20 protein-coding genes and 1 pseudogene are annotated in these 21,621 nt (G+C 36.4%); 2 read left to right on the top strand and 19 right to left on the bottom strand.

What is annotated here, in order from left to right:
- Positions 1–79: 79 nt before the first annotated feature.
- From HCJ45_RS01200 to HCJ45_RS01190, 3 genes and pseudogenes are all read right to left on the bottom strand, one after another.
- Complete coding sequence (locus HCJ45_RS01200) at positions 80–1,531, bottom strand: HAMP domain-containing sensor histidine kinase (RefSeq protein ID WP_187123781.1); 1,452 nt, start codon at positions 1,529–1,531, stop codon at positions 80–82.
- Positions 1,528–2,208, bottom strand: coding sequence for a response regulator transcription factor (locus HCJ45_RS01195; protein WP_003719652.1), 681 nt, complete (start codon positions 2,206–2,208; stop codon positions 1,528–1,530). Before HCJ45_RS01195 ends, HCJ45_RS01200 begins: the two co-directional genes overlap by 4 nt.
- 198 nt (positions 2,209–2,406) lie before the next feature.
- A pseudogene (locus HCJ45_RS01190) lies at positions 2,407–2,750 on the bottom strand (winged helix-turn-helix transcriptional regulator).
- A 117-nt stretch (positions 2,751–2,867) separates the two neighbouring features.
- Between HCJ45_RS01190 and HCJ45_RS01185 the strand changes: the two are divergent.
- The gene (locus HCJ45_RS01185) at positions 2,868–3,500 is read left to right on the top strand and encodes an NAD(P)-dependent oxidoreductase (RefSeq protein WP_187123780.1); all 633 of its coding nucleotides are present in this window, start codon (positions 2,868–2,870) and stop codon (positions 3,498–3,500) included.
- Positions 3,501–3,561: 61 nt separating this feature from the next.
- Here HCJ45_RS01185 and gndA read toward each other — a convergent pair whose 3' ends face one another.
- On the bottom strand, positions 3,562–4,980 hold the full coding sequence (gene gndA / locus HCJ45_RS01180; protein ID WP_185348242.1) for an NADP-dependent phosphogluconate dehydrogenase: 1,419 nt from the start codon (positions 4,978–4,980) through the stop codon (positions 3,562–3,564).
- A gap of 144 nt (positions 4,981–5,124) precedes the next feature.
- Positions 5,125–6,219 (bottom strand): M20/M25/M40 family metallo-hydrolase, encoded by a 1,095-nt coding sequence (locus tag HCJ45_RS01175; protein ID WP_187123779.1) that lies wholly within the window; start codon positions 6,217–6,219, stop codon positions 5,125–5,127.
- A gap of 115 nt (positions 6,220–6,334) precedes the next feature.
- Here HCJ45_RS01175 and prli42 point away from each other — a divergent pair, with 115 nt between their 5' ends.
- The gene (gene prli42, locus HCJ45_RS01170) at positions 6,335–6,430 is read left to right on the top strand and encodes a stressosome-associated protein Prli42 (RefSeq protein WP_185348238.1); all 96 of its coding nucleotides are present in this window, start codon (positions 6,335–6,337) and stop codon (positions 6,428–6,430) included.
- A 158-nt stretch (positions 6,431–6,588) separates the two neighbouring features.
- Here the strand turns inward: prli42 and HCJ45_RS01165 are convergent, their stop codons facing one another.
- The 14 genes from HCJ45_RS01165 to xseA all read right to left on the bottom strand — a co-directional run bounded on the left by HCJ45_RS01165 (position 6,589) and on the right by xseA (position 21,611).
- Entirely contained in the window at positions 6,589–7,842 is a 1,254-nt protein-coding gene (locus HCJ45_RS01165; protein ID WP_187123778.1) for a 2-oxo acid dehydrogenase subunit E2, read from the bottom strand.
- A 30-nt stretch (positions 7,843–7,872) separates the two neighbouring features.
- Positions 7,873–8,856 (bottom strand): alpha-ketoacid dehydrogenase subunit beta, encoded by a 984-nt coding sequence (locus tag HCJ45_RS01160; protein ID WP_185348227.1) that lies wholly within the window; start codon positions 8,854–8,856, stop codon positions 7,873–7,875.
- Between the two features lie 16 nt (positions 8,857–8,872).
- The gene (locus HCJ45_RS01155) at positions 8,873–9,868 is read right to left on the bottom strand and encodes a thiamine pyrophosphate-dependent dehydrogenase E1 component subunit alpha (RefSeq protein ID WP_185348225.1); all 996 of its coding nucleotides are present in this window, start codon (positions 9,866–9,868) and stop codon (positions 8,873–8,875) included.
- Positions 9,869–9,892: 24 nt separating this feature from the next.
- Positions 9,893–11,320, bottom strand: coding sequence for a dihydrolipoyl dehydrogenase (gene lpdA, locus HCJ45_RS01150; RefSeq protein ID WP_187123777.1), 1,428 nt, complete (start codon positions 11,318–11,320; stop codon positions 9,893–9,895).
- A gap of 15 nt (positions 11,321–11,335) precedes the next feature.
- A complete protein-coding gene (buk, locus tag HCJ45_RS01145) occupies positions 11,336–12,403 on the bottom strand; it encodes a butyrate kinase (protein ID WP_187123776.1) in 1,068 nt (355 codons plus the stop codon).
- A gap of 136 nt (positions 12,404–12,539) precedes the next feature.
- Complete coding sequence (locus HCJ45_RS01140) at positions 12,540–13,406, bottom strand: phosphate acyltransferase (RefSeq protein WP_187123775.1); 867 nt, start codon at positions 13,404–13,406, stop codon at positions 12,540–12,542.
- A 130-nt stretch (positions 13,407–13,536) separates the two neighbouring features.
- Positions 13,537–15,228, bottom strand: a complete 1,692-nt coding sequence (recN, locus tag HCJ45_RS01135; RefSeq protein WP_187123774.1) for a DNA repair protein RecN — start codon at positions 15,226–15,228, stop codon at positions 13,537–13,539.
- Between the two features lie 22 nt (positions 15,229–15,250).
- Entirely contained in the window at positions 15,251–15,700 is a 450-nt protein-coding gene (ahrC, locus tag HCJ45_RS01130) for a transcriptional regulator AhrC/ArgR (RefSeq protein ID WP_187123773.1), read from the bottom strand.
- A gap of 189 nt (positions 15,701–15,889) precedes the next feature.
- Positions 15,890–16,714, bottom strand: a complete 825-nt coding sequence (locus tag HCJ45_RS01125; protein ID WP_187123772.1) for a TlyA family RNA methyltransferase — start codon at positions 16,712–16,714, stop codon at positions 15,890–15,892.
- The gene (gene dxs, locus HCJ45_RS01120; protein WP_187123771.1) at positions 16,711–18,588 is read right to left on the bottom strand and encodes a 1-deoxy-D-xylulose-5-phosphate synthase; all 1,878 of its coding nucleotides are present in this window, start codon (positions 18,586–18,588) and stop codon (positions 16,711–16,713) included. The genes HCJ45_RS01125 and dxs overlap by 4 nt, the downstream gene beginning before the upstream one ends.
- 170 nt (positions 18,589–18,758) lie before the next feature.
- Entirely contained in the window at positions 18,759–18,959 is a 201-nt protein-coding gene (locus tag HCJ45_RS01115; RefSeq protein WP_003719639.1) for a cold-shock protein, read from the bottom strand.
- A 198-nt stretch (positions 18,960–19,157) separates the two neighbouring features.
- Positions 19,158–20,039 carry a polyprenyl synthetase family protein gene (locus HCJ45_RS01110; RefSeq protein ID WP_187123770.1) on the bottom strand — a complete coding sequence of 294 codons (882 nt, stop codon included), beginning with the start codon at positions 20,037–20,039 and terminating at the stop codon, positions 19,158–19,160.
- Between the two features lie 2 nt (positions 20,040–20,041).
- Positions 20,042–20,269 carry an exodeoxyribonuclease VII small subunit gene (locus HCJ45_RS01105; protein WP_187123769.1) on the bottom strand — a complete coding sequence of 76 codons (228 nt, stop codon included), beginning with the start codon at positions 20,267–20,269 and terminating at the stop codon, positions 20,042–20,044.
- The gene (gene xseA / locus HCJ45_RS01100; RefSeq protein WP_187123768.1) at positions 20,259–21,611 is read right to left on the bottom strand and encodes an exodeoxyribonuclease VII large subunit; all 1,353 of its coding nucleotides are present in this window, start codon (positions 21,609–21,611) and stop codon (positions 20,259–20,261) included. The genes HCJ45_RS01105 and xseA overlap by 11 nt, the downstream gene beginning before the upstream one ends.
- Positions 21,612–21,621 lie beyond the last annotated feature (10 nt).

Raw genomic sequence — 21,621 nt, 5'->3', positions numbered from 1 at the left:
CCAGGGGATTTTCTATTGATAATATATGCTTATGGACAAAAATACACGCCTACCTAAAATTTAGATGGGCGTGTATGTGTTATTTTGATTTTGGTTCAATATACGGCAAGGTGATTTTGATAGTAGTACCTTTATCAGGCTCACTAATCGCGCCAATTGTTCCAAGGTACCCTTCAACTAGTTGTTTAGCGATTGCAAGACCTAAACCATTACCGCCTTTTTCACGGCTTCTCGCTTTATCTACCCGGTAAAATCTATTAAAAATTTTATCAATTTCTTCCTGAGAAATACCTTCCCCATAATCGCGAACATCAATATGAATTTGATTTTTTTCCTTATATAAATGCATATCGACTTCTGTTCCATTACCAGAATACTTAACTGCATTATCCATAATGATAATCAAAATTTGTTCTAGGTGATTATGTTGAATAAGAGCACGTAAATCTGTGTCATCTTCAATTAGTTTGAATGTAAAAGTTTCATACATAACTTCAAAATTACGTCTTACTTGTTCAACCGTTGCATTTACATCTGTTATTTGCAATTCTTTGGTTTGTGAAATTTGTTCAGCCCTTGATAAATCAAGCATTTCTTGTACTAATTTTTTCATTCGCTCTAATTCTGTTAACGATGCATTTAATGATTCATCTAACACTTCTGGATCGTCTTTTCCCCAACGAGTAAGAAGTTTCAAATGTCCTTCCATGATTTGTACAGGCGTCCGTAACTCATGTGATGCATCTTCCACAAATTGTTTTTGTTGTTCAAAACTAGTTTCAATTCTTGTCATCATATCATTAAAAACAACCGTCAACTCTCCAATTTCATCTCGAGAGTTAGTTTTTGTTTCAATACGTTTTTGGAAACCATTTTTGCGAATATCATTCATTGAGCGAGCGAGTTTTGTTAGCGGGTTTAAGAAGTTTTGTGCAAGTAAGTAACCTAGCATTCCACTAATAAATAGCGCCACAGCACCAAGAAGAATCATCGTCACAAGTAATCGATCCATCATTCGATTATAAGAAGTAAGTGGATTAACAACCTGTGCATATCCAATAACCGTCGTGTTGTCATCTGCAACAATCGGCATTTGTGCAGTCATCATCTTCTGCCCATCTATCGTGGGTTTATTCATAATGAATTTATCAGTTCCACTCACAAAATACTGCGAAAAATCAATGCTTGTAATATCTTGATTTCTTGAAAAATAGTATTTATTAATAAAATGACCATCTTCATCATACAAGTTAATTACTTGATCTTGTAATTTTCGGTTCACCGTTTTGTCATTATTAAATAGATATTTGATTTCCTCATTGTCGGTTAGATCTTGATTGGTTAGCGTACTCGTGGTTGCTAGCAGCAGTTCTTTCACTTCTGGTTCTTCTTCATTAAGCAACATTTGCCCAATTCCTTGGTAAATCGCATAGGAAAACAAGAAAAAAGTTAGAAAAATGGCTGCACTAGCTCCAAAAGTCCATTTAAATTTCAAAGAGCGACTTTTTAAGGAGAATGGGCTGGTTGTCATGTACGCATCACATACCCAGTCCCACGAACAGTTTGAATATAACTTTCTTCGTCAGGATGATCAATTTTATTTCGCAAATAACGAACATATACATCCACTACATTTGTTTCTACTTCTGTTTCATAACCCCAAACTTTATTCAGTAGCACTTCTCGAGTTAGCACGATATTGACATTTTCCATTAGAGTGAGTAAAAGTTCATATTCACGTTTTGTTAAATCAATAATTTCTTCATCTCGTTTTACAATCCGATTTTCTTTTTCAACAATAAGATTTCGGTATTGAAGCGTCGTTTGTTTAGCTGATTGTTCCGCATTCTCAACTCGACGTAATAGAGAACGTAGCCGAGCAAGTAACTCTTCAATTGCAAATGGCTTAACAATATAATCATCTGCCCCGTGATCAAGTCCTGATACACGATCAATGACAGAGTCACGTGCAGTTATCATAATAATTGGTGTTTGTTTTACTTGGCGAACACGACGACATACTTCTACGCCATTCAAATGCGGCAACATTAAATCAAGCAAAATTGCATCCCATTCTTCGTTTAATGCGAGTTCAAGTCCAGCTCGTCCATCATTCGCGACTGCTGTTTCATAATTTTCATGTTGTAATTCTAACTCAATAAAACGGGCTAAATTTTTTTCATCTTCAACAATTAATATTCTATTCATTTGGCCTAACCCTCTCTTTCGGTCATTACACTATATTCCTATTACTATTGTAACGAACTTTGACTCAAAAACAACTAATAACAGCCTATAAATGGATATTTCCTGCATTTTTTACTACTTTACCATGATTTATTCATAGAAATCTCATAAAAAAAGCACTCACCAATGAAAATAAACGTCTGACACTTTAAAATTTACTTATAAATATTCATTTTTATATTCCTGATACTCCACTGCCCATACCTCCAGCGCTTCAATGATTGGCAGAAATTTCGTTCCAATATCGGTCAAAGAATATTCGACTTTCGGAGGTACTTCTCGATAAACTTCTCGATGAATCAATCCGTATTTTCTAATAAACGTAGCTCTTTTGTTAAATTAGCTTGTGTAATTTGTGGTATTTCTCGACTTAGCTCACCGAAACGAAAGGTTTTTTGACTTAGAAAATAAATAATTACTATTGTCCATTTCCCATTAATAATTTTTTGAACATCTGCGACAGGGCATGAGATTATATTTGTGTTTTCTTTACTATTTGTCATGCAATAGCCTCCATTACTATCATTTTTAATAGTACCTATTAAAAAATAAGGTACTTGTGAAAACAAATTTTACTCTTTATACTTTGAAAAGTAAAGACGATCATTTGGAGGTTGATTATGAAAATAGCCATTTTTGGTGCTACTGGTGGTATCGGTAAATTTGTTGTCCAGCATGCTTTGGAACGTGGATTTATCGTAAATGCTTATGTTCGCAATGCAGATAAAGTAACAATACATCATCCTAATTTGGAAATTCATACAGGAGAATTAACTAATTATCTAAAAATAAAGGCGGCACTTAGTGGATGTGATGTGGTGATATGGTGTGTTGGTATTCCAATGAAAAAATATGTAGGAACTGTTTCATTAGATGGTCACAAAATATTGCTTCAAGCTATGGTTGAATGCGGAATAAAACGATTAATTGATTGGGGAACCCCAAGTATTCCATTTAAAAAAGATAAAAAATCATTTACTACGATATTCCCCTCCTTGATTGCTGGGATAGCATTAAAACAGGCGAAAACAGAAATGCTCTCTATTGCAAAATTAATTACTGCGTCTACTGTCGAATGGACAATAGTTAGATTTATCGCTCCTAAAAATTCGCCATATAAAGGAAATATAAAAACGAGCTATGGTGATAGTAAGCTAAAATGGAGTATCTCTCGTGAGGATATTGCTGTATTTATGCTTGACCAAGTTACTAGCAAAAAATATATTTACTCTATGCCAATTATAGGAACTTAACTATTCTATACCAATAAAAAAGAGACACTCACATTATGTAGGAGTGTCTCTTTTTGAAAACTTATTCGTCTACTTCTGGCCATTCTGTATGGAAAATTCCTGGTTTATCAATTCTTTCATACGTATGCGCTCCAAAATAATCACGTTGCGCTTGAATAAGATTTGCAGGTAATACCTCAGAACGATAACTATCGTAATAGCTAATTGCTGCAGTAAATGTTGGCACTGGAATTCCAGCTTTTACTGCTTCTGCTACGACTGTACGAAGATCGCCTTGGTAATTGTGGGCAATATCTTTGAAATAAGGATCAAGTAGTAAGTTTTTAAGATTTTTATCTTGGTTATAAGCATCTGTAATTTTTTGTAAGAAGCGAGCACGGATAATACAGCCAGCGCGGAAGATTTTTGCAATTTCCCCGTATTGTAAATCCCAATTATTCTCTTCGCTTGCAGCTCTCATTTGAGCAAAACCTTGTGCATAAGAAGCAATTTTACTGAAATAAAGTGCGCGACGAACAGATTCCACAAAAGCTTTTTTGTCCCCTTCAAATTGGTAATTAGAAGGACCATTTAAAACAGTACTTGCATAAACACGTTCTTCTTTCAATGCAGAAATGTAGCGTGCAAATACAGATTCGGTAATTAAGGAAAGCGGTACACCTAAATCAAGTGCACTTTGGCTAGTCCATTTACCAGTACCTTTTTGACCGGCTTTGTCCAAAATAACATCCACTATTGGTTTACCAGTTTCTTCGTCTTTTACTTTTAGAATATTTTTAGTGATCTCGATTAAATAGCTATCCAGTTCGCCATTATTCCATTCTTCAAATACAGTTGCAAGTTCCTCATGGTTAAGTCCACCAATTTCTTTTAAAATTGTGTAGGCTTCTGCGATTAATTGCATATCACCGTATTCGATACCATTATGCACCATTTTAACGTAATGTCCTGCACCATCTGGACCAATATAAGTTACACAAGGTTCGCCATCTGCTACTGCAGCAATTTCACGTAAAATTGGAGCTACAAGGTCATATGCTTTGCGTTGTCCACCCGGCATAATAGAAGGTCCTTTTAATGCGCCTTCTTCTCCGCCTGATACACCAGTTCCGATGAAATTAAATCCTTCTTCACTTAATTCTTTATTACGACGAATCGTGTCTTTAAAGAATGCATTCCCGCCATCAATTAAAATATCTCCTTCATTTAAGAAAGGTTTAACTGCTTCAATCATCATATCTGTAGCATCGCCAGCTTTTACCATAATAAGAATACGGCGTGGTACTTCAAGAGATTCGACAAAATCCTCTAAACTATAAGTTGGTACTAATTTTTTGTCCGCATTTTCTTCCATTACCGCTTTTGTTTTTTCAGAAGAACGGTTAAAGATAGATACTGTATGACCGCGGCTTTCGATATTTAGGGCTAAATTACGACCCATAACGCCCATTCCTATAACGCCTATTTCTTGTTTTGCCATTTTGCACTTCTTCCTTTCCGGTTTATTAAGGCAGAAAAATCTGTCTTACTTCAACATGACACATAAAAGTATCAACATTATTTACTATATCAAAGAATTGCCTCTTGGACAATGAATCAATCCGAATTATTTGACTTTTTTTCATTAATTTAACTTTCTAAGTAAAATTTTTTCATTTTTTGCGGATTCTGCTAGATTTATGACTAAATGTGTAAGCTCTTCTAATTGCTCTACAAACACATACTCCTCTTCCGTGTGCGCTTGCTCGTATCCCGCAGAAAGTAATATCGTTGGAATCCCTTTTTCGTTCAAAATATTTGCATCAGTTCCGCCTTCTAGACTTATTTCTTGCATTTTTAATCCTTGTTTTTGTGTAGCTTTTTGAAGAATATTGATTAATGGGTGTTTTTTTTGAATTTGAAAACCTTCATAAATCAGCGCTGTTTCATGAGCCAATGTGGCACCGTATTTCTCACATATCTGACTAAAGCGTTCTTTTATTGTTTGAATATGCCCTAATGCTTTGGAATAATTAGCACTTGAATCAAATATAATTTCTAGTTGCGCATCTTGCTGATTATTATCATTAATTCCTCCAGAGAACGACTGAATTTCCCACTTATTTTCCTTGTCAATGCGGCCGGGTTTTGTTGCATGAAGCGCCATTCTAGCAACAGAAATTGGTGACATTTGTGTAATATCAGAGCTCGCAATTGTAAAGTTAACTGCTACTAACGTATTTGCTTTAGCTTGATAGCTACCAACTTTTCCTGGAGCATCTAAGCAATAGCCGTAAGTAGCTGTGATTTTTTCTTCTGGAAATAATTTCATTCCAACCATTCCAAGTTCTTCTCTAGTCGTAAAAATAAATTCAATTGGACCATGTACTGTTTTTTCAGCAACAAAATAATCTATCGCAGCTAACATAGCCGCCACTGCTGCTTTATCATCTGCACCTAATGAAGCATCGTTTTCCGTCCTAATTTTACCCTCATCAATTTGAACAATTGGTTTTTCTGCGCTTGGATGAGTGTCTACATGGCTACCAAAAAGAATGATTGGAAAATTTTCAGCAGTTGCTGGAATTCGAGCAATTAGACCATAACTTTCATCTAAACTAAATGAAACGCCTAAATTAGTTAAATGACTTTCTATATAACTTAAAATAGCTGCTTCTTTTCTAGAAATAGACGGAATTTGAATAAGTTCCATAAAATATTTTTTCACATTCGTTTCCATAAATTATTCCCCTTTGGTCTTTTTGGATAAAAAATACAAAAATTACTTGAAATTCTTCTCATTTATCAGTAAGATATATTTAAGTAAAGCTTTATGAGAGGAGTTTTCTTCCACAATGACTAATAAAAAAATAGTTCGCGTTGTCGTTATTTTAATGTTGATCGCGATTGTATTATCTAGTGTTTTAACTGGGGTATTAATGTTTCTATAAGAGATTACTGTCTGAGCCAATTTGGTTCAGATTTTTTTTTGCTTTTTTCTACAAAAAAAGAGCAGCACCCGAAAGTACTACCCAAGACATCTAGGGAGTTTAGGGGTATGGATCTAGATGTACTAAACAATACCCGCTAAAGCTAGATTAAAACATATTTAATATAACGCTGTATTATCTTTTGAAATTTTTTCTACTGCGGCTTTTATAGCTTGTAAGAATTTGCCTGCAAGTAATCCATCTAGTATACGATGATCAATGGACAAACATAGATTTACCATGTCACGAACAGCAATCATATCATCAATAATTACTGGACGTTTAACAATTGACTCTACTTGAAGAATAGCTGCTTGTGGATGGTTAATAATTCCCATAGATTGTATGGAACCAAAAGAACCAGTACTATTAACTGTAAATGTGCCACCTTCCATATCCGCTTGTGTAAGTTTTCCATTTCGAGCTTTTAAAGCAAGTTCGCTAATTTCACGAGCAATACCTTTAATTGATTTTTCATCTGCATTTTTAATTACCGGCACATAGAGTAAATCTCCGGCTGCAACTGCTATAGAAATATTGATATTCCCATGCTCAATAATTTTATCTCCTGCCCACGTGCTATTAAGTTGTGGGAATTCTTTTAATGCTTGTGCTACTGCTTTGATGAAAAAAGCAAAGTAAGTTAATGAATAGCCTTCTTCTTTTTTAAAGCTATCTTTCACAGAATTACGGTAGCGAACAAGACCAGTTGCATCGACTTCAACCATCATCCACGCATGCGGAATTTCTTGTTTGCTAATACTCATATGTTTAGCAATTGCTTTTCTTACGCCGTTAATTGGAATTTCCTTGTCTCCTGCTACTGTTCTAACTGGTTCAGGAGTCTTTGTTTGTTCACGTGTTGGTTGTTCCAGCTGTTCTTGTTTAGGAGCTGCTGAACCGGTTTCTATTCTTTGCAGCAAATCTTTTCTTGTAATCCGGCCGCCTTTTCCTGTTCCTTGAATGGTATTTAAATCGATATTATTTTCACCAGCGATTCGTAGTACAGCAGGAGAAAATCTTCCGCTTGCTGGTGCCTCCGCTAATGTTACTTGTTTTGCTGATTCATTTGTTTCTTTAGGTGTCTCGTCAGGCGTCTGTTCTTTTGTCTCCACTTCCACGTTACTAGTTTCAGCTGTTTCAATTGTACAAATCACTTCGCCGACTTCTAATGTTGTATCTTCTTCCGCCAAAAGCTCTTTAATGGTACCGCTAAATGAAGATGGAATTTCAGCGGTTACTTTGTCAGTTAACACTTCAGCAATAGCATCATATTTTTCTACTTTATCACCGGGTTTGACTAACCATGAACTAATGGTTCCTTCTGTTACACTTTCCCCTAACTTGGGCATGGTTATTTTTTCAACTGCCACGGGTCTTCACTCCTTTTATTTAAAACGGGTCTAAAATTCCGCTAATTCTTTCATTGCATCTGCAACTTTGTCTGGATTAATCATAAAATGTTTTTCCATTGTTGGAGCAAAAGGCATTGCTGGGGTATCTGGTCCAGCAAGTCTTGCAATCGGTGCATCTAAGTCGAATAAGCAATGTTCTGAGATAATTGCTGCTACTTCGCTAATAATGCTACCTTGTTTATTGTCTTCTGTTACAAGAAGGACTTTTCCAGTTTTCTTTGTTGCTTCGATAATTGCTTCTTGATCTAATGGATAAATAGTACGCAAATCAAGAATATGTGCTTCTACACCTTCACTTGCAAGTCTTTCAGCAGCTTGTTGAGCAAATTGAACAGCTAGACCATATGTTATCACCGTAATATCATCGCCTTCACGAACCACGTTGGCTTTACCGATTGGAACGATATAATCTGTTTCTGGTACTTCCCCTTTAAGTAAGCGATATGCACGTTTATGTTCAAAGAAAAGCACTGGATCATTATCGCGAATCGCTGCTTTTAAAAGTCCTTTAGCATCATATGGAGAAGATGGAACCACAATTTTCAGTCCTGGTTGTCCAAAGAATACTTTTTCGACCGATTGAGAGTGGTAAAGTGCTCCGTGAACGCCACCACCAAACGGAGCGCGAATGACCATTGGACAAGACCAATCATTATTCGAACGATAGCGAATTCTCGAGGCTTCAGAAATAATTTGATTCACAGCTGGCATGATAAAATCAGCAAACTGCATTTCGGCAACTGGACGATATCCATACATTGCAGCACCAATTCCAACTCCAGCAATCGCTGACTCTGCAAGTGGTGTATCTAAAACACGATCTTCACCAAATTCATCATACAAACCGGCAGTTGCTTTAAATACACCGCCTTTTTTCCCTACATCTTCCCCTAAAATAAATACTTTATCATCGCGCTCCATTTCTTCTTTAAGCGCCATTGTTATTGCATCAATATATGAAATGACTGGCATTAAAATTCCCTCCTAATCAGCTATTCGCATCTTCATCGTATACATATAGTAAGGATGATTCTGGTTCTGCGTATGCTGCATTTTCCGCATAATCGGTTGCTTCATTAACTTCTTTAGCAACACTTTTTTCGATTTCAGCAATTTTTTCTTCTGTTAAATAACCTTCATCAACTAGCTCTTTTTCAAAAATCTTTAATGGGTCTTTTTCTTTTGCTTCTGCGACTTCTGATTTGGAACGATAGCTACTATCATCATCATCAGAGGAGTGTGGTGTAAAACGATAGGAAACTGTCTCAATTAACGTAGGACCTTCCCCATTTCTTGCTCGATCAGCTGCACGTTTAAAAGCTGCATAAACTTCTCCCATATTTGTTCCATCTACTCGCTCACCAGGAATTCCGTAACCAATTGCTCGGTCCGAAAGTTTTTCTGCGGCATATTGTTTAGAAGCTGGAACAGAGATAGCATACTTATTATTATGGATAACGAATACAACTGGCAACTTATGTACAGATGCAAAGTTGATTCCTTCATGAAAATCTCCTTGGTTAGAGGAGCCTTCACCAGTGGAAGCATAGATTGCAACTGGATCATTAGCCATTTTTGCTGCTAATCCAATACCAGCAGCATGTGGAAACTGTGTGGTTACTGGTGAACTTTGTGTCACAATACGATTAGCTTTTTGACCAAAGTGAGCAGGCATTTGACGACCGCCCGAGTTTGGATCCTCAGCTTTCGCAAAAGCAGAGAGCATTATATCTTTTGCTGTCATACCAAAAGCTAAAACTACTGCTAAATCACGATAATATGGTAAGGCATAATCTTTTTCTAAATCAAAGGCGAATGCAGCACCGATTTGAGCTGTTTCTTGTCCTTGCCCAGAAATCGTAAAAGGGATTTTCCCAGAACGATTGAGTAGCCACATACGTTCATCAAGTCTCCTTGCCATTAACATTGTTTTATACATTTTTACTAATTTATCTTCTGTTAAACCGGCTTCTTTTAAAGTCATTTTTGTTCCTCCTTTAAAGCTGTATTAACCATGAATTGCATTACCATCCACAGCAAGGGCAGCTTCTCTAAAACTTTCTGATAAAGTTGGGTGTGGGTGAATCGTATTTCCCACTTCCCATGGGGTTGCGTTTAATACTTGCGCGAGTGCGGCTTCACTAATCATATCGGTTACATGAGGTCCAATCATGCTAACACCAAGAATATCGTCCGTATCTTTATCTGCAATGATTTTAATAAAACCGTCTGACTCCCCGTAAACGAGTGCTTTTCCGATACCTCGGAAGAAAAACTTGCCTTTTTTTATGTTATAGCCACGTTCTTTGGCTTGTTCTTCGGTAATACCAACGCTTGCAATTTCTGTTGATGTATAAATACAACGTGGAACTAAATCGTAATCTAGTTTTTCAATCGATTTTCCAGCAATATGGTTAGCTGCGATTGTTCCTTCTTCCATCGCAACATGTGCAAGTTGAATTGTTGGGATGCAGTCACCAATTGCATAAATATGGCTTTCTTTTGTTTGATAAGCGTCATTAACTTGAATAAAGCCATTTTCAGTTGTAACATCAGTATTTTGTAAGCCGATATTTTCCGTATTAGCAGAACGCCCTACAGAAACAAGAATCTTGTCTGCTGTAAATGTTTGTTCCTCACCTTTAATTACTGCATTTATTTGGACACCTGTATCAGTTTTTTTATAGCTAGTTGCTTGAACTTCAGCAGCTGTATGCATAGTTAATTTTTTCTTTTTGTAAAGTCTCGCTAATTCTTTTGCTACTTCTTTATCTTCCGTTGGTAAAATTCTATCAGCGTATTCCAGAACAGTGACTTCTACACCAAAATCATGCATCATGGAAGCCCATTCCATCCCGATTACGCCACCACCAACAATAATGATCGATTTAGGCAATGTTTCTAAATTAAGGGCACCGTCAGAAGATAACACATTTTCTTCATCAATTGTAAGACCTTTGAGACTACGTGGCTTGGAACCAGTGGCTATAATAAGGTTTTTAGGAATTAGCATTTCATTCTCTGAACCATCCCCAAATTCAACAGATACCGTTCCAGCTGTTGGTGAAAAGATAGATGGGCCTAATATAGTTCCTGTTCCAACAAATAAATCAATTTTTCCTTGCTTAAATAATTGATGAATTCCTTTTTCTAATTGATCTACAATTGCTTGTTTTCTTGTTTGCGCTTGTAAAAAGTTAATATTAGCATTTCCTTCGACTGTAATACCAAATTCACTCGCTTTTTTTACTGTTTGTAGGACTTCTGCAGAACGTAATAAAGCTTTAGTTGGAATACAACCACGGTGAAGACATGTCCCGCCAACCTTTCCTTTTTCAACGACAGCGACTTTTTGACCATTTTTTGCGGCTTGTATTGCTGCAACGTAACCGCCAGTTCCCCCGCCAAGAATAACTACATCATATTCTGTTGCCACATTATCTCCTCCTTATTAATATACTTTTTCTTTTTCTAGACCCGCAAGTACTCTTTGTACGCCACTATTTAGGGCTTCCAACTCATCTTCTCCCGGCTCTATAATCACTTTAGCTATCCAGTTAATTTGTTTGGTAATTTCCTTTGTAAAAAGTTCACTTCTAGCAAGTCCGCCAGTTAGGATAATGGCATCAATCTTACCTTCTAAAACTACTGAACATGCTCCAATTTCTTTACTAACTTGATAAGCCATTGCCTGGAATGCATCTATAGCTTTTTCATTACCCGTATGTACTTTGGCTTCAATCTCTAACATGCTATTTGTACCTAGATAAGAAATCATTCCACCACGACCAACAATGAAATCGTGTAATTCTCGTTTAGTCCAATTCCCACTAAAACAAGCTTCTAGAAAATCATTCATTGGTAGTGAGCCTGAACGTTCAGGACTAAATGGCCCGTCTCCATCTAAGGCATTATTGACATCTACTGCTTTACCTTGTTTGTGTGCAGCAACAGAAATACCACCACCAAGATGTGCAATAACAAAATTCATCTTTTCGTAATCAGAACCAAGCTGTTTGGCAATTTTCCGTCCAGCAGCTTTATGATTTAACGCATGAAAAATACTCTTCCTAGTGATAAGCTCATTCCCCGAAAATCTTGCAACCGGCTGCATTTCATCAACTACGACAGGGTCCACAATAAAACTTGGAATTTGGAGATTATCAGCTAACTTCTTAGCAAGCATTGCGCCTAAATTGGAAGCATGTTCTCCGTATTTATTTTCTTGTAAATCTGCTAACATTTTATCAGTCACTTTATAGGTACCGCCAGCAACTGGTCGAAGTAAGCCGCCACGACCAACGACAGCATCTAATTTGTTTATATCATACCCAAACGAATCAATCACTCTTTGTAGCAATTGCCATCTAAAATCAAATTGATCTTGTACATTATTAAAATTGGCTAGTTCTTGCATTCCGTGTCTGATTGTTTCTTCAAAAAGAAGTTTGTCGCCTTGGTATACAGCGAGTTTTGTGGAAGTCGAACCGGGATTTATTGTCAAAACATCAAAAGACATTTAATTTCCTCCAAATTTAATTGTGAAAAATGCAGTAAGTTATCATTTTCCCAAAGACTATTGTAACACGTAGGCTGCAATCATATAAAAGCCTTTGCATTCAGAATATTAAAGTCCGTCTATTCACATTATTTCATTATTTTCCAACCATTCGGACAGTTAGAATAAACGAAACGAGTTTATTTTCTGGCGTATCGTTTCTGGAAGAGATAACAATAGGTACTTTTGCTCCAACGATAGCACTCCCTACCTTAGCTCCTGCAAAATAAACTAGCGATTTATAAAGCACATTTCCAGTTTCAATATTGGGAGCAATTAAAATATCCGCTTCACCAGCCGTACTACTTTTAATCCCTTTATGAATAGCAGCTTCTTTAGAAATCGCTACATCTAGCGCAAGCGGCCCAGCAATTTCTAGCTCACTTCCAAAATGATTGACTACTTCTTTTGCTTCGATTGTAGAAGGCATTTTATTGGTAACTTCTTCAACTGCGCTAAGCAAGGCTACTTTTGGCTTTGAAATACCAATTTTAATTGCGGCATTTACTGCATTTTCAGTTATAGCGATTTTTTCTTCTGTATTTGGTGCAACATTCATAGCACAATCTGTTAATAATAACGGCTTATGATAATTAGGAATATCAAAAATAGCTATTTGACTTAATAAAGCGCCTGTTCTAAGTCCGTTTTCTTTTTTTAATACATGACGCATTAAAGTTGCTGTTGGAATAAAACCTTTCACTAGAATATCTGCCTCTTTATTTTTCACGGCTAAAATAGCGCCTTGAGCTGCCTGATCTGCTGTATCGGCTTGAATCCAAGTGACACTTTCATGTGCAGTTAAAGCTTTCTCTTCGTTTTTCCCAAATAAAAGGAATTTGCCTAATTTTTGAGCAAGTGCTAAACGAATTGTTTCTAAAACTATTTCATCATCAGCGCCTGCTATTGCAAAAACAAAGGAACTAGTTTCTGCATCATCTGAAAAAAATCGTTTACTTGTCATAAAAAATAACTCCTTTTTCGCACAAAAAAGCCGCATTTCAGAATTAGTAGTTGTTTTTATGACCAGGTAATAATTTCTACCTTATCCATTTTAAGCAAAAACTATTCGATATGCAAGCAATTTTGTTTTTTTAATAAGTTTGTTTTACTTTTTCGGCTTGTTCCATCATTTCTTTTGCATGTTGTTTGGTTAATTCTGTTACTTCTATTCCGGCTATCATTCGGCTAATTTCTTCTACTTTGTTATTTCCTTCAAGAATTGTAACAGAAGTAGTTGTTCGTTTATTTTGTACTTTTTTAGTAATATAATAATGGTGGTTTGCCATTGCTGCAACTTGTGGTAAATGGCTAATACAAAGAACTTGTGACCCTACTGAAACTGCGTATATTTTCTCTGCAATCGCTTGACCAACTCGACCACTTACACCTGTATCAACTTCATCAAAAATAATAGATGTTATTCCTTGATGTCTAGAGAAAATCGTTTTAAGCGCTAACATCATACGAGATAATTCTCCACCTGAAGCGATTTTTGCTAGAGGTTTTAATGGTTCCCCTGGATTGGTAGACATATAGAAAACGATACTATCTTGACCATTCTCGGTTAATTCCATTTTGTCCGTTTCAAATCGAACACTAAAAATCGCTTTTTCCATATAAAGTTGATTTAATTCTTGTTTTATTTGTTTTTCAAGTATTGTTGCTGCTTTTTTACGGATATCTGTTAGTGTGTTTGCTTGTTTAGTAAGTTCTGTTTTCATGCTTGCTAATTTAGATTCTAAATGACCAACATGAGATTCACTATCCGTTAATTTCTCCATTTCACTACTAATTTCTTGTTCATATTGAATAATATCTTCAATTGTTTTACCGTATTTACGTTTCAATTGATTTAGGTCATTTAATCGTGATTCTATTAGATTTAGTTCTTCCGGCTGAAATTCTAGTTGATCAAGTGCTTGTCTAATTTGACTCATGCTATCTTCTAACATATAGTAACTGGAAGAAATCGCCTCACTAACCGCCTTATAATCTGTATGAATACTAGCAGCTGTATCCATCTGGCGCATCGCTTCTCCGACAAATTCAAGTCCACCTGGTTCACCTTGAATGGCTGTATAGGCTCCCTGCAAATTTTCGTTTAATTTTTCAAAGTTTGCCAAGATATTCTTTTGTTCTAATAAACGGTCTTCTTCTCCCACTTGTAAATTAGCATTTTCAATTTCTTGCTGTTGAAAACGAAGCATATCAAGTCTTTGGGCAAGTTCCCGTTCATTTTTTGTCCAATTCTCCCATTCTTTGGAAATGGTTTGGTATTCTTTAAAATAAGTTTGATATTTTGTCAAAACTGGTTTAATTTTATCAGCAGCAAAACGGTCTAATAAGGATAAGTGAAACTCCTCATTCATTAATTCTTGGTGCTCATGTTGACTATGAATATCAATTAATTTCGAACCAACTTGGCGAAGTAGCACAGTCGTAACTAACTTACCATTAATTCGACAGCTATTTTTACCTGACCGGAATAGGCTACGTTCCAATACAACCATATCATCTGTTGCATCTATTCCATTTTCTAAGAGCGCATTTCGGCAGGCGGCATTATCTTCTGCCAGAGCAAAAAGTCCTTGCAATTCTAGGCGTTCCTCTCCATGACGAATAAAATCGGTTGATCCGCGTCCGCCAACAAGAAGACCAAGCGCATCAATAATAATTGATTTACCCGCGCCGGTCTCCCCTGTCAGTACCGTCATTCCTTCCTGAAAACGTAAAGAAAGTGATTCAATGATAGCAAAGTTTTTAATTGTCATTTCTTGAAGCAATCTTATTCACCTCCAACCATTTTTAAAGCATATCAATAAAACGATTTGTTAATGTTTTGGCATTTTCTTCCGAGCGACAAATAATCAAGCAAGTATCATCTCCGCAAAGTGTTCCTGCTTTCTCTGGCCAGTCTAAGTTATCTATTAGCGCACCAACTGAATTTCCATTTCCTGGCATGACTTTTAAAATAATCATAAATTGTACTGTATCAATACCAATAAAACAATCAATTAATGCGCGTTTTAATTTTTGATGTGGATTAAAGCTATTATCGGCTGGCAGACTATACTTATAACCACCAGTTTGTGTTGGAACTTTGACTAGATGTAGTTCTTTAATATCACGGGAAACAGTTGCTTGGGTGACTTTAACATCGCGTTCTAAAAGAAGTTCTACTAAATCTTCTTGCGTGTCAATCTCATTAGATGTAATCAATTCTCGAATAATAATATGACGATGACCTTTATTCATTCCTTTTTCACCTCACGATAATTTTCTACTTACATCTTATCCGAAAAAACGCATAAAGTCACGGAATTAGTGCAAAATTATGCAAGAAATATTCATTTAATATTTTATACATTGAAAATACATAATGAAATGGTGACAATCGCATAATAAAAGTAAAAACCGGAAAACATTTCTGCTTTCCGGTATACATTATTTATCTAATTTTGTATGAGCTTTAGAAACGAGTTTAGTTATTGCATCAGAAGGTAAATGGTTTGTTCCGGTTTCTTCCCCTGTCCATTTAAGATGAGCAATAAATTCGATATTGCCTTCTCCACCTGTAATTGGTGAATAATCAAGCCCCATTAAATCATAACCATTATCTATCGCAAATTGCACAATATGTTCCACGACTGATTGATGAACTGCCGGATCACGAATGATTCCCTTTTTTCCTACTTGTTCTCGGCCAGCTTCAAATTGCGGTTTAATTAATGTCATGACGTCACCACCAGTTACAAGAACCGTCCTAAGTACAGGTAAAATCAATTTTAAAGAAATAAACGAGACATCAATCGTTGCAAAATCTGCCAATCCTTCTGTAAAATCTGCTGGGGTAACATGTCGAAAATTAGTGCGCTCCATGACTGTAACGCGTTCATTATTTCGTAATTTCCATGCAAGCTGATTATAACCAACATCTAATGCATACGAGTGTTTTGCACCGTTTTGGAGTGCACAATCAGTAAAACCACCTGTAGAGGCACCAATATCAAGCATTAATTTAGCTTTTACATCAAAATCAAACACATCTAATGCTTTTTCTAATTTAAGTCCACCACGGCTGACATATGGCATTTGTTTTCCTTTAACCTGAAGTTCACTATCCACTGGGATTTTTTCACCAGGTTTATCAACACGTTCTTCTTTTCGGTAGACAATTCCCGCCATAATCGCACGTTTCGCTTTTTCCCTTGTTTCAAATAATCCTTGATCTACTAGCAGAATATCTGCCCGCTCTTTTTTTATTGTCATAGTCTCTTCGCCCTTAACTTCTCGCTTTGTGCGAGCATTTCATTTATTTTTAATACAATACCAGATTCAGATATGCCATATGATTCAAGAATTAATTGTACAGAACCATGACTAATAAATGTATCTGGCAAACCAATCCGATGTAACATAAAATTGGTATAATTATTCATTTCTATAAATTCTAACACACTAGCACCAAATCCGCCTTTTAATAGCGATTCTTCTACCGTCAAAATGGGGATGTTTTGCTTTATTATTTTACGTAACAATTCCTCATCTAGCGGTTTGATGAAACGAGCATTAATAACACCAATTTGTTTTCCAGTTGCCGCCAATTGTTTAGCTGCATTAAGCGCCAATTGAACAGTTGGACCAAAAGTTAAAATAACCGCATCTACAGGCGGAATTAGTATCTCCCATTTCCCAAATGGTATTGTTTCTGTTGATAAATACGGCTCCACTCCAGGTCCATTTCCTCTTGGATAACGTATCGCGATTGGACCATCATCATAAGCAAAAGCAGTATCCATCAATTGCTTAGCCTCTGCTTCGTCTTTTGGCATGGTAATCACCATATTCGGAATGCTACTCAAAAATGAAATATCAAAAATGCCTTGATGAGTCTCCCCATCAGCACCAACAAGTCCTGCACGATCAATTCCAAATACGACATTTAATTTTTGTCGACAAACATCATGTACTACCTGATCATATGCTCTTTGTAAAAAGGTAGAATAAATCGCTAAAAATGGTTTCATACCTTGCGTAGCTAATCCAGCTGACATAGTTGTCGCATGTTGCTCTGCTATACCAACATCAAAAAAACGCTCAGGAAACGCTGCTGCAAATTTTTCCAATTTGGAGCCAACTGGCATGGCAGGCGTAATTGCAACAATTCTTTCATCTTCTGCTGCTAGACGCATTAACTCCTGACTAATAATAGAACTCCATGAAGGTGCCGACACTACTGGCTTAATAAAGTTTCCTGTTTCGACTTTATACGGTCCTGTACCGTGCCAGGTTCCACGTTCATCTAATTCAGCCGGTTTGTATCCTTTTCCTTTTTTTGTGACGACATGGAGCAACACAGGCCCTTTTACACTTTTGGCAAATTCTAAATAAGTGATAATATCTCGCAAATCATGTCCATCTATTGGTCCCAGATACGTAAATCCTAATTGTCCAAAAAAAGTATCTTCTCTAGACAAGCGATTTCTAATATCATCACCGGCTGGCATATTTCGAATTATTTTATCTAACTCTTTTTTTATATGTTTTGAGGTTCTTAACTTACCAAGGATATTTTGAAGTGCACCTACATTTGGCGCAATCGACATATCATTATCATTTAAAATAACAATAATATCTTTTCCCATGTCACCTATATGATTGAGTGCTTCAAGTGCCATTCCGCCTGTCAACGCACCATCTCCAATTACAGGAATAACATAATAATCTTGTTGCTTTATATCTCTCGCAATAACCATACCTGTCGCCGCTGACAGTGAAGTCGAGCTATGACCAGTTTCAAACACATCATGTACGGATTCCTTTCTTTTTGGAAAACCGTCTAATCCATTAGGTTGTCGCAATGTTTCAAACTTATTTGCCCTTCCCGTGAGAATTTTATGCACATATGACTGATGTCCAACATCCCAGATAAATTTATCTTTTGGACTAGAGAAAGTATAATGCATCGCAATCGTCAGTTCTACAACACCGAGATTTGGACCGATATGCCCACCAGATTTTGATGTAGAAGTAATTAAAAACGCGCGAATATCCGCTGCGAGTGCTTCTAATTCTTTTATATCCAATTGTTTCATAAAGGAAGGATCCTTTATTTTTAAAAGATCCAAATAAAAACAACTCACTTTCCAAAGAATCGCTTACTACTATACGTGCAAACCGAATCTTTTTACTGAATTAATTGTTCTTATTATAGCAAATAATTTATGTTATACCAAACAAGGAAAAGTAATTTTAGACAAATAAAAAAGCAAACCACCGAAATGATTTGCTTTTTCTTATTCAAAAAATAGAATTACGCTTTTTGAACGTTAGCTGCTTGAGGTCCGCGTTGGCCTTCTTCAACGTCGAAAGTTACTGCTTGACCTTCGTCTAAAGATTTGAATCCGTCACCTTGGATAGCGCTGAAATGTACGAATACATCGTCACCGTTTTCGCGTTCGATAAAACCAAATCCTTTTTCTGCGTTAAACCATTTTACTGTACCTTGTTCCATGTTCATGTTCCTCCTCGTGTGTTATGCACACTAATTATTTACTATTCTTGCTTAACGGCACGAGATGGAAAGTTGTTCACAATCGTATCTTTCACCCACAAAAATAATCTTACATTAGTATAACACGGTATTTTAGGAAAAGCAAATCAATTTGATATATACTTGTGAAAAATTTTTGAAATTACTAGATAATTATGATTAATTTTCTCTAAACGCGATTAAATCAGCAAGTTTAAGCAGAATAACATCATTAAAATCGTGTCCTGAAAGCGCTGACTTTGCTATAGAAACATGCTCATTTAATGCCCTTTTAGCACCATCTAAAGTGAGTAATCCGGGATAGGTACTTTTATTCAGAAAAGCATCTCCCCCTGTCTTTTTACCCATTTTTGTTTCATCACCAATTACATCCAAAATATCATCGCTAATTTGAAAACCAATTCCGATATTTTCGGCAAAAATATGTAATCGTTTGGTTTGTTCTGGTGTCGCTTCGGCAATTTCGGCAGCAGAAGTAACGGCAAAAATTAATAATTCCCCCGTTTTTCTAGCATGAATTGAAGCTAATTCATCTAATGAAATTTGTTTATTTTCCGCTTCTATATCCGCTTGCTGTCCACCAACCATGCCCTCCGCTCCGCTACTAAAGCTAATTTGCTGAATTAAAGCAATTCTTGTTTCAAAAGACAAATCTACATCTTCCGCTAAAATAGAAAAAGCAAGTGTTAATAAGGCATCTCCTGCTAAGATAGCAGTCGCATCACCATATACCTTATGATTTGTCATTTTCCCGCGCCGATAATCATCATTGTCCATTGCTGGTAGATCGTCATGAATTAAACTATAGGTGTGAATCATTTCAAGCGCAGTAGCAGTTTTCACACCGCGCATTGGATCTACATTTAATGCTTGCAGGGTTGCAAAAACAAGCATCGGTCGAATACGTTTCCCGCCAGCCTGCACGGAATATAACATCGCTTCTTTTAATTTAGATTCTATATTGCGTTTATTTATTTCTGTAAAAAGTGAAGCATCTATCACTTTTTTATAATGTTCTAGAAAAAGAGTCAAATCTTGCAAATTTATTCACCATCCGCTTCAAAAGGAATTTCTTCTCCTGCATCTGTGACTACTTTTGCCATTCGCTTCTCTGCTACTTGTAATTTATCTTGACACAATTTAGTTAACTCGATTCCCTTTTGATACATATCGAGGGAATCTTCTAAGGAAGCACTACCATTTTCTAGTGCTTCAACAATTGTTTCTAATTCTGCAATTGCTTCTTCAAAAGTCTTTTTTTTAGTTGCCACTTGCCTCTTCCTCCTTTGCAGTAATTAAAGCATCTATTTGTCCACCTTGCATTTTCACTTGAATATTATCGCCGACTTCTAATTGCGTTATTGATTTAACTAGCTTTTTTTCTTTATAGGTTACACCAAATCCGCGTTTTAATAAAGCAAGTGGACTTAAATATTCCAGTGCTTCTACTTGTCTAACAAAAGATTGTTGTTTCTCTTTTAGTTGTTGTTTCATTGCTTTATCGAGTGCAGTTTTATACCGGATTAATTGTTCTTTTTGCAAAGCTATTTCTTTTTCGGGATGATAATAGTGTAGTTGATCATTTAACCGATTAAATATTGTTTGTTTTATTAGCAATTGTTTCGCAAACGCATTTTGTAAACGTTCAGAGAAATAATCAGTGCGTTCCATTTGTTGCTCTAGTTGGTGTTTAGGACCATTTAGAATTAAATGTTGTTTAAGCTGTTCGAGTTTTCGTTCTTTTCGTTCGAGTAATTGCCGAGTTACAGCGAGCAATCGATATTTTCGTTCTGCTAGCCGTTCTTCTAGGTCTCGATAATCAGGAACTGCTAATTCTGCTGCTGCTGTTGGGGTTGCCGCACGAACATCCGCAGAAAAATCACTTAAAGCAAAGTCGGTTTCATGACCTACTGCAGATATTACTGGGACATCCGAATCATAAACAGCGCGTACTACTGGCTCCTCGTTAAATGCCCAAAGTTCTTCTAATGACCCTCCACCACGCCCAATAATCATGACGTCAATATCATTTCGCTGATTAATTCGTCCGATATTCTCAACGATTTTTTGGGCAGCTTTTTCACCTTGAACAATCGTTGGATAAACAATTACTTCCACAGAAGGCATTCTACGGTGAATCGTTGTCAAAATATCCCGCACTGCTGCACCCGTTTTTGAGGTTACTACTGCTACTTTGGACGGGAAAGAAGGAAGCACTTTTTTATGCGTCTCTGCAAAAAGTCCTTCCTTTTCTAATTGTGATTTTAATTGTTCTAATTGAATATAAAGCGCACCAACACCATCTGGTTCCATATGTTCTGCATAAAATTGGTAACGCCCAGCTTTTGTAAACACACCAATTCGACCAGTGATAAGGACATTCATACCATCTTCTGGTACAAAACCAATCTTTTGAACTGCTTTTTGAAACATGACAGAACGAAGCATCGCAAATTCATCTTTCACAGTAAAATAAAGATGACCACTTGCAGGTTGTTTTAAATTTGAGATTTCTCCGCGCACAAAAACTTGTTTCAGATACGGGTCTACCTCGAATTTTTTTTCAATGTATTTGGTTATGGCTGCTACCGTCAAATATTTGTCTTGTTCCATTATTTCACAT

The organism is Listeria immobilis, from assembly GCF_014322845.1.
Classification (GTDB): domain Bacteria; phylum Bacillota; class Bacilli; order Lactobacillales; family Listeriaceae; genus Listeria; species Listeria immobilis.
Note: the sequence above shows the minus strand (reverse complement) of the source record. Positions and strands in the feature narration are given on the sequence as shown.

Excerpts from the sequence above, each read along its gene's own strand:
- gndA (WP_185348242.1), bottom strand. The coding sequence starts at position 4,980 with ATGGCAAAACAAGAAATAGGCGTTATAGGAATGGGCGTTATGGGTCGT.
- HCJ45_RS01160 (WP_185348227.1), bottom strand. The coding sequence starts at position 8,856 with ATGCCAGTCATTTCATATATTGATGCAATAACAATGGCGCTTAAAGAA.
- prli42 (WP_185348238.1), top strand. The coding sequence starts at position 6,335 with ATGACTAATAAAAAAATAGTTCGCGTTGTCGTTATTTTAATGTTGATC.
- HCJ45_RS01200 (WP_187123781.1), bottom strand. The coding sequence starts at position 1,531 with ATGACAACCAGCCCATTCTCCTTAAAAAGTCGCTCTTTGAAATTTAAA.
- HCJ45_RS01140 (WP_187123775.1), bottom strand. The coding sequence starts at position 13,406 with ATGACAAGTAAACGATTTTTTTCAGATGATGCAGAAACTAGTTCCTTT.
- HCJ45_RS01185 (WP_187123780.1), top strand. The coding sequence starts at position 2,868 with ATGAAAATAGCCATTTTTGGTGCTACTGGTGGTATCGGTAAATTTGTT.
- HCJ45_RS01175 (WP_187123779.1), bottom strand. The coding sequence starts at position 6,219 with ATGGAAACGAATGTGAAAAAATATTTTATGGAACTTATTCAAATTCCG.
- HCJ45_RS01115 (WP_003719639.1), bottom strand. The coding sequence starts at position 18,959 with ATGGAACAAGGTACAGTAAAATGGTTTAACGCAGAAAAAGGATTTGGT.
- xseA (WP_187123768.1), bottom strand. The coding sequence starts at position 21,611 with ATGGAACAAGACAAATATTTGACGGTAGCAGCCATAACCAAATACATT.
- HCJ45_RS01125 (WP_187123772.1), bottom strand. The coding sequence starts at position 16,714 with ATGACAATAAAAAAAGAGCGGGCAGATATTCTGCTAGTAGATCAAGGA.
- buk (WP_187123776.1), bottom strand. The coding sequence starts at position 12,403 with ATGTCTTTTGATGTTTTGACAATAAATCCCGGTTCGACTTCCACAAAA.
- HCJ45_RS01155 (WP_185348225.1), bottom strand. The coding sequence starts at position 9,868 with ATGACTTTAAAAGAAGCCGGTTTAACAGAAGATAAATTAGTAAAAATG.
- ahrC (WP_187123773.1), bottom strand. The coding sequence starts at position 15,700 with ATGAATAAAGGTCATCGTCATATTATTATTCGAGAATTGATTACATCT.
- HCJ45_RS01195 (WP_003719652.1), bottom strand. The coding sequence starts at position 2,208 with ATGAATAGAATATTAATTGTTGAAGATGAAAAAAATTTAGCCCGTTTT.